A 14,267-nucleotide genomic window follows, 5' to 3' on the forward strand; every position below is an offset into this window, starting at 1 on the left:
TTATTTGTTCCTGCGTCCCTCTTAGACTTCTTTCGGCGGTTGCCAAACTGATGCACGGATGATAACGGATAAAAGTAACAAGTTATAGATAGCCCACCCACCATTGAGTAGATGAACCCAAGGATTATTTAGATGACCAATTGCAAAGCGGTAAATGCTCCATAATATCCCCAGGATAGTAAGGATAAAGATAACTAACTGCGGCCAAACTAGCCGGAGATAAATACCAGATTGCCTCTGCTTAGGTGTGACTTGAAAATTGAGTTTTTGTCCTGTAAACACACTCCATACGGCTTGGATTAGCAAGGGGAATAAAGCGATCGCATATTGTTCAGAACGCCAAACTTCTGTAGCTGGAATGCCCCAAGTAGCTGCTAAGAAGGTCAAACGGTTGATAATAAAAGCTGGGAAAAAGTGGATGGCAAAATCAGACCCGTAGGTTTTAACTGGAACAATATCCGTGAAAAAATAGATAATTGGACAAGAAATAAACACTAGAGTTGCAAAACCAGAGAAATAACTGTACATCGTCTTAAAATATTGCAACCTTTGCCAAAAACTTAACCCTGATTTTGTCAGTGGATTTTCCCTAACTAGCACTTGGATAGTTCCTTGTGCCCAGCGTAGTCGCTGCTTGAGAGTAGAACTCAAGTCATCTGGCGCTAAACCTTCTGCTAAAAGTTCATTATGATAAATTGATTTCCAGCCAGCACTATGCAGACGCATGGCTGTATTCATATCTTCTGTAATGCTATTACTTGATACCCCACCGACTAAATCAAATTCATCTAAACGTTTTTCATTTTTGGCAAATTCATCAGCAAAATTTTGCAGTCCTACACTAACTAATGCCTCACGCCTCAAGATCGCATTTGTGCCAGTATAGAACGCAGCATTCATGCCATCTTTACCTTGTTGAAGCGGCCCATAAAATAAATTTGCTCGATGTCCAAAAGGATCGCCTGGAGGAATATTGTAAAAATCCTGGCGAGTCTGGACAAAAGCAATTTGATTCTGGTCGTATTTTCCGGTTGAAAGATTATAGGCGTAGAAATAAGGCAGAACTCGCTTGAGAAAATTTGGCTTGGGAATATGATCGGCATCTAAAGTAACAATAAAAGTTCCTGCTGTTTCTCCAGAAAAAATTGCATAATTGATGTTGCCTGCTTTAGCATGATGCGCTACGCCAGGAGTTTTAGGACGAGCAATGTAGCGAAATCGGGAGAGTTCCAACAGTTCTAGTTCTTTTTTCCTAATAGTTTCTTCTAAGGCTTTCCGCTCGGTAGCGAGGCGTTCGCTAATACTTTGATGAGTCGGAGGTAGCCAAAGAATAAACTGTCGTAGATTTTGCACAAATTCAGTAGCAAACTGGTTCACCACTGGTTCTGATGATGATTCTTGCAGCCATTTTTCTGCGGCTTGAGTGTTAGGTGTGAGATTTTCCAGTTGCTTTAGGCGCTGCAACAAATAAGAGTGTTCTGCATCAATCCGAGTTGCTTCTTGTTGTAGTTGTGGTGACTGCAAATCTTCAATACGCAATCTTTCTGTCATCGCCCGCATATCAGCCGAGTTGCCATCATCTAAGATATAAACACATAACTTTGTTGGCGGGTAATCCATTGCCAGAGCAGCTTTGGTAGTTTCTTCTACAATTTCCGGCGGCTCGTTGTAGCAGGTTACAAACACATCCACTGTTGGCCAGTCCGATCTGGGTAGAGGTGGGGTCATCTGGTCGAGAGACTTAACCTGTCGCACTAAAGGTCGCCATAACCCAATCACAAACATCACGCCGCCGAAATAGCTATAAATTTCTGCTATTAGCAAAGGGATAGAGATCCACAGGGCATCAAAATTAATGGAATGGGTGATGCGCCATTGCAAATACCAAATTCCAAAAATTAAATTTATTTCTGCCAGGTAGCGAAATAACAGCGTTCTTTTTTTGAGTAATGAGCGACTGTTACCAGAAAAGTTTGAGGAATTATCGTTAATAGAAACTGAAGTCATCTTAGTACCAGTAATGAATATAAAAGGATAGTGCAATGGTAAGAAATGCTGAATCGGGAATTAAAAGTTGTTAAGAATTTTTTTATTTCTGCTGCCTCCCCTGGCTCATGTCTTCAAGCACTAGTGGATGTCTGCCTCTGGCTTGGTAAAGCAAACTTTCTAAAACGATCGCATTTGTGTTAATGTCAACTGAAGTATTAATACCTAATTTGGTATTTTCATATCGTCCTGAAAAATAGCCGCGATTTTTGTCGGATAAATTTTGAGCAAAATCTCGCAGTCTTTTCGTATAAGAATCATCTGGCATGAGTGCAAACCAAGAAAATGCCGCTTTCGTACTAACAAACCGCAATTGGGGATAGGCTTTTCCGCTAGTGTTAACGGCTTGCCAAGATTGACCATTGGCGTAGACACTGTAATAGAGAAAGTAAGGGAGACGATCCAAAGAATCTTCATTTACAGCAGTTAAAATTCCAGTGCGCTTAAATCGTTGTAATTGCACTTTGAAAAGATTTTGCACTTGAGGTCTAACAGCATCAGTCCAACCCATTTCTAAACCCCAAAGTAAGTAAGGATCGTTCGTTAGGTAGTTAGTAGCCCCAGAGTTTTTTAGATTCCGTCGATCGACTTGCAGACTAATACCATCCACTTGAACCGTCTTTACTGGTGGATTAGAGAGAGCATTAGTAGCTTGAATATTCCACAGCTTTAAACTGTGGGCAGCATATTGCTCGTAGCCTAATCGGCCTTCCTGCACTTCGAGAAGTTTACCTGCTCTAGGGATAGCACCATTTAACCAACCATCTTTGACAAGTTTCGATAGATTCCAGCGAGCGACGATGCGATTAATACGATCGCTATATTCTGGATAATGCGATCGCATAACATGCAATCCTAATAAAAATCGCGCCATATCTAAAACTGACCAACCACTTATACCGTTGGGATCGGGGGTGTCATTGAGTTGGCGCATTTCGCCAGTCCGGGTGCTATAAGCTTTGTTGGGTAAACCACTTGGTGGTAGCGGCAGTTTTTCCAACGTCTCTAGCAATGTGTTCATCCGCTTTTGGAAAACATCTTGCGGCAATAACCCTAACTGGTAAGCCGCATGAATTCCCAATAAGGCGCTACCCTGATCCCACCAAGTTGTCCACGGCAAGTTGTCTACCGAATTTACTAAACCTGTTTGGGGATTCCAGTTCCGCTCAAAATATTTCCAAGCCTGTTTAGCAGCAATTCGATCCGCTTCTTGGGTCAATCGTGGTAAAGAAGTTGTTTGCGAAGGAATAACAGGTTTTAGCGGTAGTGGCGTGACTATGGGAGCATTCCATTCTGGAACGGTTTGTGGCGATGGTGTTTGAACATCAGAGTTAAAGTTATCAGGGGCATCAATGAGCATAAATGGGGTAGGAGAGCATTGCTGCGTCGCCGTAATTGGACAAAGCAGGGGTTGTTGATTTGTCGTTGCGTACAAAACTGATTGCAAAATCATGCTTTTGATGCCGCTTGTTGCCATTTATATCTTCTTTGCCAATTCCGTAGGTGATAAATAGCCGAAAGCCGGATATATTTACCGCGTCTTTATAACCAGCAGATTTGCTGCTATTAACGAATAAACAGGGATTTTGAATCCAGATGTCTGTTGCTTGTGAAAGCCACTGGATCATGTGGTAAGTATTCCCAAATACAACTGATTAATAACAAACACGACTTGGTAATTACAGAAAGTCGGCGGGAAAGCCCATCCCTTGAAGGGATGAGCTTAAAGTAAATTGCGTTTCAACTTACTCTGTGACTTTTGTACCAGTTACTAGGGGAGTCTTTTCGCTACCTGAAATCCAGTAACTTCCAGAACTATCAGAAATTAACTTGGTTTGTTGTCTGGTAGTGTTGGGTAAACCTCGCCCAGAATCTCCTTTACCAACTTCTTGCCACCAAGGAGATTTCATGTTGACATTCGGACGAATTAAAGGTTGTTGATTCATCACTTTGTACAGCAAGGATTGCAAAATCATACTGTTGGTGCTATTGGTGAAACCAACTGCCGTTTTACCCGTGGTTTCATAGAAGCCCTCATAAAATCCGGCTAATGGATTGTATAAATCAGTGGTTCCTTGCAGTAACTCTTGACTGTACTTATTTTCTGGAAGCAGAGCATGATAGGCAAAAGCGACTGCTGTACTTACCAATCGTCCCTTTGGTACAATTTGCCCATTATCTGCTAAAGCTACCCAAGGCTCACCTTTTCCAGTGATTGTGCTGTGGACAGTGTAAGGCTTGCGATCGCTCAAGGTGGTAGCTGAGGCTGTGAGGGTGCCGGTGCGACGGGAACGTTCAGCTTGCGCCTGAAAGATTGGTTCAAAGAGCGATCGCATTTGTGGATCTAGTCCAAACTCCAGCGCATAGAGTAAGAAAGGATTGCTAACTGTATATTGGTTAACTTTTGAGTTGGTATCTGGGCGGCGGCGTTGAATTGGTACTTTCACTCCCTCTACTAAGGCAGTTTGATATTCACCGCCAACCGCAGAATGTTCAACATTAAATCCCCACAATTGAAAAGCTCTAGCTGCATATTCTTCATATCCCAAGCGGGTTTCGGGGTTGACGCGAGTAAGGGATCGCCCTTCTTGCTCTTTGGTAACGGTAGCACTAGAAAGAATACCTTCCCGCACCACACGCAAGTATGACCAATCCAGCACAATTTTATCTACCGCAGCCGTATATTCTGGATGACAGGTTTTTAAGTTGTAAAGCGCTGCTAGGATTCTACCTAAATCTAAAGCTGACCAACCGTTTCCTTCTGGAACTGGATTTCCCCCATAATCTACTGATTGCAGCGATCGCGTATCATAACCCCGACTCGGCAATTCTCCACCAAATAATGGTAATTTTGTCAATGCTGCTAAAAGATGTCGAGTCCGTTGGTCAAATTCCTTCGGGGTAATTATATCGAGCGATCGCGCCGCATGAAGGGCTGCGAGATAATCTCCTAGTCCCCACAGGGTTGCACCTTTGAAATCACTGCGATCGTCTATCAGCCCATTTTTGGAGTGATAATTTGCTTGAAAGTATCGCCAAGCGGCTTCTGCATAACGCCGTTCAATCAACGTCAGGGGTCGATCTAGTTTGAGGTTAGATGATTGGGGACTATCGACTGGTGGAATAGGTGCAACGGCCACTTCTACAATTTTAGGAGTATCTGTAGGGGTTGCGATAGGAGGCTCAACAGTAGAATTCGGTTGATTTGCGGTAGGAGGCGTAACAGTAGAATTTCCTTGATTTGAGGGTGTTTCAGGAGAAGCATTTTCACTGGGCTTACCAGTAGACACACTCGCAGAACTAGAAGTAATTAAAGGGTGATTTCCCTTAGCTTTGTAGTATAAAATCTCCAAAATCAGCCCATTAGTATTACCTGTCAAAGCTTTATTGGGTTGTTTTGATTCTTCATAGATCCCAGCATAGTAACCACTATCATCAGGACTGCGGAGATCCTTGACTACATCAAAAACTTTTTGAGCATAAGCATTATCTGGAAAAAGATAGTGCCAACCAAAAGCGGCTTTGGTGCTGATGCTGCGAAACTGGGGATAAGGTTGATTAGCATCGGTGATTGTTGCCCAGTTTGCACCGTTGGCGTAGACGGTATTGTAGAGAAAATAAGGCGCTTGATCGATATTATCTTCTGTGACAGCAGTCAACTGACCTGTGGTATCAAAACGCCGTTTCTGCACATCTAAAACCCTAGCTGCAAAATCAGCTAACTCACCTTGCAAGCCAAACTCAATTCCATCAAGGATGTAAGACTCACTAACAACGTAATTATTAGCGTTAGTGCTTTTAAAGTCACGGGTATCAACGGGAATTTGCACGCCATTAATTTCAACGAACTTAAATGGTTCTAAAGAAATAGCCTTGGGTGCAGAGAAACCCCAAAGTTCATAACCTCTAGCGCCGTATTCTTCGTAGCCGAGTCGTCCTTCTTGCACCAGCAAAGTTTTGTTGTCTGGGAGAACAGTCGCGCCAAAAAGTTGTCCATCTTTTAGCGATCGCGCCACTTGCCACTTTGCTACAATTCCTTTGAGCCAATCGTTATATTGGGGATGACAGGTGCGGATGACATCAAATGCCGCAAGTATTCGCCCAACATCCAAAGCAGACCAGCCAATACCTCGCTCAAGGGGATTATTGCCATAATCAACCATTTGTGCATTGGCTGCGTTATAGACTTTATTGGGCAAAGTATCCTCAAATAACTTCAGGCTGTTGAGAGTCGTCAAAAACTTGTTGATGCGTGTATCAAAGTCTGCTTGGTCAGTAAGATTCAACCAGCGTGCAGCATTCAACGCCATCAAGTAATTCCCCATGTCCCAGAGTGTACCAGAAGGATAACCCCCTGTAGAATTGGTAAATCCTGTTGCTGGCTGATAGTTTTTGACAAAATACTGCCAAGCACCACGAGCATAAGTTTGTTCTTCAGGTGTCAGAGGGGCTGTAATATTGCTACAGCTATTGGAATTTTGGGGTAAGACTGGTGTTGGGATATAAAACAACAATTGCAGAAATGTTCCAACTAGGAACAATGCAATCCATCTCAACAGCTTTTGTTGATCGGGTTTGTATTTCATAATAATGCAAAGCTCTTTAACGTTTGATTTTGAGTTAATGCAGCAATGTTTTTTTTCACAGTTAAATGTGTTAAAAAGGCTTCTACTCCCGCACTCACCATATATTTGAGATGGTAGCGATCGTGAAAACAGATGTAATGCTTAATCTAGTCAGTGTCACTTCTTTCTGTTTGGTCACAATAATGTTGAAGCCGAATTTTATCCTGTACCTGTTCTAAGAGCTTTTTTTGGCGTTCTTCCATAGAGTAATATCTAGAAAATTTACGTATAATGTCCTGATTCGGATGTTATCTGGAAAAATCCTGAATATCACCAAGGAATATACTTAAAGTCAGGTGTTTAAAACCAATTTCGGGTATTTATACGTAACTATTCGGTCTAATATCTTTGAAGAGGGTATTAGATATAAAATTCTGCGTAACTACGCCAAACCAGATACTTGCACGTAAAATTTCTGGATAATTAGGCATTATTTTAGTCGTAATTCGTTTCTAAGCGACAGCGATTATTGGAATTGGTGCAAAATATCAGATTTTTCCGGTTGAGCCAAAATATAAGTGAATAATTACTTTACATTGAATATGTATAGCTAAACCTCATGGAAATACCCCAGCGCGTATCAGTCCGCTACAAAGATGCGTCCTTCAATAGCAACGAAATCCGCTTGAGAACCTTCCGGCTTGGGTTACAAATATGGGAAGAACAAACCAAGCCTAGAAAAACAGAGCTTTATCAGTTTATATCGTCTTGCTTGAAACAAGTCGATCGCCAAGATCGTTTTATGTTCTCTCTGTTATTTATAGAATTAACAGACCTGATACGCAATTCTTCGTTGGAAAGGGGAACGAAAGAGGTTTTGATTAAAACAGCTTTTAGAGAGTTTGCTTGTGCAATAACAGACTTTGAAGACGTTGCTAAATAAAGTTGGTCATGGGGGTGCTGGTATTGGGTAGGTGTAGCCCAACCCAGGCATCGCCTTAGAGTCAGCTAAACTAATCGAGTAGGATATATTATTGAGATTAGTTTTTTCGCTAAATGCGCGGATGGGTAGGGGTTGCTTTTAAAACCTCTTTAGAGTGACATCCGACGTATTTAGTTGCCAAAATTTGGTTTTTTTTAACGTGATTAATCTTAATCTTGCGGTGTAAACAATAAGCTAAATGCTCAAAGCCGTTCTAATGTTCTGCACAATTATCTGGGGTGGTTGTGCAACATCCATAGATATGGTGTTCAATGGTTCTTCAAGAGTCTCAAACTGGCTATTGAGGAGTTTTGCACCCATGTAATGATTACTACGCTCTTGCAACCGGATTTGAATCAACTCATAAGACCCTTTGAGGTAGACTAGTTTGATGCGCTCATCCTTGGTGTTGGCGCAGCGATCGCTATCCAATACCAAAAATTGCCGGTAGCTGTCTTTTAAAGCCGAACAGGCCAGTACGACATTTTTATTTTCTTGTAGCCAATGTTTTATCGCTGTTTGCAAATCTTGCAGCCAAGGTATCCTGTCAGCTTCACTCAATGGGATACCGCACCGCATTTTCTCAACATTCTCTGCTGAGTGGAAAGTATCAGCGTCACTAAACTCCCAGTCTAAGGAGTCTGCTAGCAGTTTTCCTATAGTGGTTTTACCAGAACCAGATACACCCATGATGATAATAATCATATTTTTCTGAGGAAAAGTTAAGTTATTGAAACGAACACAGAGCAAAATGTGAGTTGTATTAAAATCTCTTGACAAATAACGATTATTTTCTATAATACATACAAATGCACACGTGTGCAGTATTTAAAATCTAAGATAAAAATGAATAAACGAAGAATTTCAATTGAAGATATTGCTCGGAAAGCAGGTGTTTCTCATTCCACAGTTTCGCGGGCTTTGCGAGATAATGCTCTCATTAGTCCGAAAGTGCGAGAGGAAATTAAGCAACTGGCGCAGGAGATGAACTATGTGCCAAATGCGATCGCTCAAAGCTTGCAAAATAAACGTACTAATACCATTGGTGTGGTAGTAACTTCTATCGCAGATCCTTTTTTTGCTGAGGTAGTAGACGGCATTGAACAGATAGCCAGACCAGCCGGCTTGAGTGTTTTGTTAAGTGCTTCACACCGAGATTTTGAGCAGGAAATGGCAGCTATTGATACTTTTCATCGCCGGAGAGTAGACGGAATATTAGTAGCCGACTCACGAATTAGCAAACAGCATATAAAGCAATTAACCCAAATTGCTATACCAACAGTTTTGATTAATAGCCAGACCGAAGATCAATCTGAAATATTTCACTCAGTAGCAATAGACGATCGCTTAGGCGCTAAATTAGCCACAGAGCATTTAATAAGTTTGGGACACACCACCATTGGTTATTTGGGTGTAGGCGATCGCAGCAGATCGAACCGCGATCGCCTAGAAGGATATAAAATGGCTCTTGCTGAAGCTGGACTACCACAAAATCCTGATTGGATTTCAATTAGTGACGAATATAATACCAGAATCAGCGATGTCGCCACCGGACAAAATATGCTATCTAAACTATTGGCTGCTGAAGTAACAGGCATCTTTTGTTACAACGATATGGTAGCGGTTGGCGCTCTATTAGCCTGTCAAGAACTAGGTATTTTAGTACCCCGAAATCTAAGCCTGGTTGGATTTGATGGTATTGCTTTAGGTAGTTATGTTACGCCAGCACTGACAACAGTCAGCCAGCCGATGTTAGAAATTGGTGGCATAGCCATGCAAATGTTACTCGATTTATTAGAAGAAAAAACTGTGGAAAACCGCGTTTTATCTCCTTTTCTAGTAGAGCGTGGTAGTAGTGCAACATTAATAAAGTAAGACAAATTCTTATTTATACTCAGCAACACTAAAAATTTTAATCAAAGAAAAGATATGTTAACCAAAAAACTGAGTTTATCTCCCGATCGCTGTTTTTCTCCAGAACCAGTTCAAAGACGACTAGCCCATCAATTTTTTGATAGCATATCTGCGTTACCTCTAGTCTGCCCACACGGACACGTAGATCCAGCCTTGTTAGCTAATCCAGCAGCGCGTTTTGGTTCACCAACAGAATTATTTATTATCCCTGACCATTACATTTTGCGGATGCTTTATAGTCGGGGCATACCTCTGGAAGCTTTGGGTATACCTACTCGTGATGGTTCACCAGCAGAAACTGACCACCGGAAAATCTGGCAATTGTTCGCCGAACATTTTTATCTATTCCAGGGTACTCCATCAGGGTTGTGGCTCAAAGACGAATTAACTAATGTCTTTGGGGTGGATGAACCTTTAAATTCTCGTAATGCTGGACGTATCTATGATTATCTGGAAGGTTTATTAGCCTTACCTGAGTTTTCCCCTCGTGCTTTATTCAAACGCTTTAACATCGAAGTGCTTTGTACTACCGATGCAGCTAGTGATAACCTAGAGAATCAGCGATCGCTCCACGAAGAAGGTTTCACTCAAATTAGACCGACTTTTCGACCAGATGCAGTAGTTAACCTAGATGCTCCTGGTTGGCGAGAAAATTTAACCAAATTAGAAAGCAGTATCGGTAGAGAAATTAGCACTTACGCTACTTTTATCCAAGCTTTAGAAGAACGTCGGGCAATATTTAAAAAAATGGGTGCAACAGCTACCGATCAAGGTGCAGCTACACCTTATACCACGCGCCTTTCCGAGCAGGAAGCAGAAGCTATCTTTGCAAGAGCATTAAACGGCAAACTGAATCCAGGAGATGTGGAGCAATTTACCGGTCATATATTCATAGAAATGGCTCGGATGAGTGTAGAAGATGGCTTGGTAATGCAAATGCATTGTGGTGTTATGCGTAACCATAACTCGGCTTTGTTTGAGAAATTTGGATCTGATAAAGGTGGTGATATTCCCCTCAAAATAGAATGGACTCAAAATCTGCACCCGTTATTGTCAGCTTACGGAAACGATCGCCGTTTCAGCTTAATCATTTTTGGCATGGATGAAAGCACTTACAGCCGAGAGATGGCTCCCTTAGCTGGTCATTATCCTACTATATTGCTCGGCCCACCCTGGTGGTTTCACGACAGCATAAATGGCATGGAACGCTACTTTAATCAGGTAATGGAAACAGCCGGAATTTACAATACTGCTGGGTTTAATGATGATACCCGCGCTTTCGTTTCTATTCCGGCTCGTCATAATGTTTGGCGGCGGGTAGCTTGTAACTGGTTAGCCGGATTGGTAACACGAGGATTGGTTGATGAAGAGGAAGGGTATGATATGGCTCGTGCTTTAGCTTACGACCTCGCTAAGAGTGCTTACAAGTTGGACTAATACCAATTTTCCCAAATCAAGTTATTAGCATTAGCCCTTTCAAAGTGACTCGGAAAATCTCTTTTTTTCTCTCTGCGCCCTCTGCGTCTCTGCGGTTTAAAAGAAATTTATTTAACCACAGAGGCGCAGAGGACACAGAGTAAAGAGCTTAAACAGGTTACGAATTACGAATTGAAACAAGATGTCAGATTTTATTTTAAATAAACTTTTTAGCCTGAAAGAGCAAGTAGCGGTGGTAACAGGCGGTTCTGGTGTACTTGGTGGAGCTATGGCGCGAGGTTTAGCCCTTGCTGGAGCGAGAGTAGTAGTTCTGGGTCGCAATCAAGGACGGGCGGAAGCGGTAGTGGCTGAGATTACTGCTAATCGTGGAGAAAGTATGGCTGTATTGGCAGATGTTAGCGATCGCTCCCAACTAGAAGTAGCCAGAGATAAAATTATACAGCGTTGGGGTCAAATAGACATCTTGGTAAACTCGGCTGGCGGTAATATTCCGGCTGCCACAATTACCCCCGATGCAACTATTTTTGATATGCCACACACAGCCTTTGAGGAAGTAGTTAGCCTGAACTTACTCGGTACTTTACTCCCCAGCCAAGTTTTTGGTCAAGCAATGGTCGAAAAAAAACAGCCTCACGGTTGTATTGTCAATATATCTTCTATGTCTGCTATCCGAGTGATTAGCCGCGTGGTTGGTTACTCAGCCGCTAAAGCCGGGATAGATAACTTTACTCGTTGGTTAGCCGTCGAACTTGCCCAAAAGTATGGCGATGGAATGCGAGTAAATGCGATCGCGCCAGGTTTCTTTATTGGAGAACAAAATCGAGATTTACTCCTAAATCCAGATGGCAGTTTGACCAAACGCGGGCAAAAAATTATCGAACATACTCCCGCCGGACGTTTTGGAAAACCAGACGAATTACTCAGTACCTTGATTTGGTTATGTAGTCCTGGTTCTAGTTTCATCAATGGGGTAGTAGTGCCGGTAGATGGTGGGTTTAGTATCTACAGTGGAGTTTAATTTATGTATTCACTGACTGTAACTAACGGAACACTTTCCGACGAGCAAGTTTCCGGGCTAGTTCATCAAGCTTTGGCAGACCGTCAGTTCGATGGACAGCGTATCCTAGTCTTAATTCCAGATAGCACCCGCACTGCTCCCATCCCGCAAATGTTTCGATTGCTGCATCAGGAGTTGAGTAAAAGGGTAGCGGCTCTAGATTTTTTGATTGCTCTGGGTACACATAATCTCATGAGTGAAGAACAAATCAATCACCTAGTAGGAGCGACACAAGAGGAAAGAGAGACAACCTTTAAAAAGGTTCGCATCTTTAACCACCAGTGGAATGAACCAGATACCTTTATTTCTTGTGGAGTAATTTCAGCAGATGAGATAGCAGAGATTAGCCGGGGAATGCTACATCAGTCAGTTGAAGTCCGGGTTAACAAGCTTGTAACAGAGTATGATTTAATAATGATTTGCGGCCCCGTCTTTCCCCATGAAGTTGTCGGTTTTTCTGGTGGAAATAAATACTTTTTTCCCGGTATTGGTGGTCAGGAAGTAATTGATATATCCCACTGGTTGGGTGCTTTAATCACCAGTTATGAAATCATTGGGGCTTTGGGAATAACACCAGTTCGACGCTTAATTAACCGAGCCGCTAACCTGATTTCTACGCCAAAACTTTGCTTGGCAATGGTGGTTGCACCTAAAACAAATCAGCTAGCTGGACTTTACATAGATAAACCTGAGCCAGCCTGGGAAGCCGCCGCAAAATTATCCGACAAACTGCATATTATTTATGTAGATAAGCCTTTTAAACAAGTGCTTTCAGTAATGCCCCAAATGTATGATGATATTTGGACAGCAGCTAAAGGAATGTACAAGCTAGAGCCAGTAGTGGCGGACGGAGGCGAAGTAATTATATATGCTCCTCACATTACCGAGTTTAGCTATACCCACGGCGAAATACTATCTCAAATTGGCTATCACGTGCGGGATTATTTCCTCAAACAGTGGGATAAATTTAAAGCGTATCCCGGTGGAGTGCTGGCTCATAGTACTCACTTAAAAGGTATGGGTACATTTGATCCTATAGAAGGCGAACAAGCTCGGATTCGCGTCACTTTAGCGACAGGTATTTCTGCTGAACGCTGTGCTGCTCATAACTTAAACTATCGAGATCCGGCTACCATTCGACCCACAGAATGGGCTAACCGTGAGAATGAAGGGATCTTGCTTGTGCCGAAAGCTGGGGAGATGTTGTATCGGATAACGTTATCGTAACTGTAGAGAGTCCGCGAATGTAATTAAGTTGAGTCAATTTTTTGGCGTTGGTGACAGGGCGATCGCAGAAGCACAGAGGATGCTTTGTAACAAAATCTGTAACAGCATTACTATTTGAGCTAGCACTCGTATAGATTGATGAGAAATCTACGGGTAATCCCGGAATTTAAGGATTAATGCTGCTCAAAGATATACGAGATTATCAAATTCTTTTTCTCGGCTTATTCCTAGTATTGGGAATTGGTACACGAGATTGGACTCTGCGACCAGAATTAATTGGGGTAGCGATCGCCACCAGTCTAGCAACCCAATGGATATTGTCATTAGTTACTGGCAAAGAACAAATGGCAAATCTTCGTAGTGCTTTAATTACATCTTTGGGACTGGGCCTATTGTTGCGGGCTGATCACTGGACAACAATGGCAATAGCCGCAGCAATTGCGATCGCAAGCAAGTTTATCTTCAAAATCGGCGATAAGCATTTCTTCAATCCCACCAATTTCGGCATCATATCTGCCTTGATTCTCACCCCCGATGCTTGGGTTTCACCGGGACAATGGGGTGAAGAGTGGTGGTATGGGCTATTATTTGCCGGCACTGGCGGCATGATTTTGCAGCGCGTTGGTCGTTGGGACACCACAGCAGCCTTTTTGGGTTCCTACTCCTTACTAGAGGCCATTCGCAATCTCTGGCTGGGTTGGACTTGGGATGTTTACTGGCATCGATTAATGAGCGGATCTTTGCTGCTGTTTGCCCTATTTATGATTACAGATCCGCGATCAATTCCCAATTCTCGAATTGGGCGGGTAGTTTGGGCAATGTGCATCGCCGGATTAACTTTTATCCTGCGAAATTATTTCTTTATTTCCACAGCAGTTTTCTGGGCGCTGTTTGCCCTTGCGCCATTGACCATCCTGTTTGATGTTCTGTGGTTAGCCCCAAGGTTCTCTTGGCAAGAGGGAGATAGGAAAGAAGAAGAAGAAGAACTCTTAACTCCTAACTCTCAACTCCTAACTCCTAACTAAAAATGCAGAGGTAT

The 14,267-nt window shown here is 42.5% G+C and carries 12 protein-coding genes; 6 read left to right on the plus strand and 6 right to left on the minus strand.

The window, feature by feature from the left end:
- Positions 1-21 precede the first annotated feature (21 nt).
- From V7K55_RS07065 to V7K55_RS27480, 5 genes are all read right to left on the minus strand, one after another.
- Complete coding sequence (locus V7K55_RS07065) at positions 22-2,007, minus strand: glycosyltransferase (RefSeq protein WP_334829581.1); 1,986 nt, start codon at positions 2,005-2,007, stop codon at positions 22-24.
- 82 nt (positions 2,008-2,089) lie between these two features.
- A complete protein-coding gene (locus V7K55_RS07070) occupies positions 2,090-3,406 on the minus strand; it encodes a DUF3131 domain-containing protein (protein WP_334829583.1) in 1,317 nt (438 codons plus the stop codon).
- Complete coding sequence (locus tag V7K55_RS07075; RefSeq protein ID WP_334829585.1) at positions 3,396-3,674, minus strand: hypothetical protein; 279 nt, start codon at positions 3,672-3,674, stop codon at positions 3,396-3,398. Before V7K55_RS07075 ends, V7K55_RS07070 begins: the two co-directional genes overlap by 11 nt.
- Before the next feature lie 117 nt (positions 3,675-3,791).
- Positions 3,792-6,632, minus strand: a complete 2,841-nt coding sequence (locus tag V7K55_RS07080; protein ID WP_334829587.1) for a DUF3131 domain-containing protein — start codon at positions 6,630-6,632, stop codon at positions 3,792-3,794.
- On the minus strand, positions 6,629-6,778 hold the full coding sequence (locus V7K55_RS27480) for a phage integrase N-terminal SAM-like domain-containing protein (RefSeq protein ID WP_442949072.1): 150 nt from the start codon (positions 6,776-6,778) through the stop codon (positions 6,629-6,631). Before V7K55_RS27480 ends, V7K55_RS07080 begins: the two co-directional genes overlap by 4 nt.
- A 452-nt stretch (positions 6,779-7,230) precedes the next feature.
- Here V7K55_RS27480 and V7K55_RS07085 point away from each other — a divergent pair, with 452 nt between their 5' ends.
- Positions 7,231-7,554: a hypothetical protein gene (locus V7K55_RS07085; RefSeq protein WP_094328612.1), complete on the plus strand. Its 324-nt coding sequence runs from the start codon at positions 7,231-7,233 to the stop codon at positions 7,552-7,554.
- A 234-nt stretch (positions 7,555-7,788) separates the two neighbouring features.
- Here the strand turns inward: V7K55_RS07085 and V7K55_RS07090 are convergent, their stop codons facing one another.
- Entirely contained in the window at positions 7,789-8,298 is a 510-nt protein-coding gene (locus tag V7K55_RS07090; RefSeq protein ID WP_334829589.1) for a gluconokinase, read from the minus strand.
- A 141-nt stretch (positions 8,299-8,439) separates the two neighbouring features.
- On the opposite strand from V7K55_RS07090, the gene V7K55_RS07095 reads away from it, so the two are divergent.
- From V7K55_RS07095 to V7K55_RS07115, 5 genes are all read left to right on the plus strand, one after another.
- Positions 8,440-9,468 (plus strand): LacI family DNA-binding transcriptional regulator, encoded by a 1,029-nt coding sequence (locus tag V7K55_RS07095; RefSeq protein ID WP_334829591.1) that lies wholly within the window; start codon positions 8,440-8,442, stop codon positions 9,466-9,468.
- Positions 9,469-9,522: 54 nt separating this feature from the next.
- The gene (uxaC, locus tag V7K55_RS07100; RefSeq protein WP_334829593.1) at positions 9,523-10,944 is read left to right on the plus strand and encodes a glucuronate isomerase; all 1,422 of its coding nucleotides are present in this window, start codon (positions 9,523-9,525) and stop codon (positions 10,942-10,944) included.
- 181 nt (positions 10,945-11,125) lie between these two features.
- A complete protein-coding gene (locus tag V7K55_RS07105) occupies positions 11,126-11,962 on the plus strand; it encodes an SDR family oxidoreductase (RefSeq protein WP_334829595.1) in 837 nt (278 codons plus the stop codon).
- A 3-nt stretch (positions 11,963-11,965) separates the two neighbouring features.
- Entirely contained in the window at positions 11,966-13,228 is a 1,263-nt protein-coding gene (locus tag V7K55_RS07110; RefSeq protein ID WP_334829597.1) for a lactate racemase domain-containing protein, read from the plus strand.
- A gap of 176 nt (positions 13,229-13,404) precedes the next feature.
- Complete coding sequence (locus V7K55_RS07115) at positions 13,405-14,253, plus strand: RnfABCDGE type electron transport complex subunit D (protein WP_334829599.1); 849 nt, start codon at positions 13,405-13,407, stop codon at positions 14,251-14,253.
- Positions 14,254-14,267 lie beyond the last annotated feature (14 nt).

The organism is Nostoc sp. (assembly GCF_036919895.1).
Lineage (GTDB): Bacteria > Cyanobacteriota > Cyanobacteriia > Cyanobacteriales > Nostocaceae > Nostoc.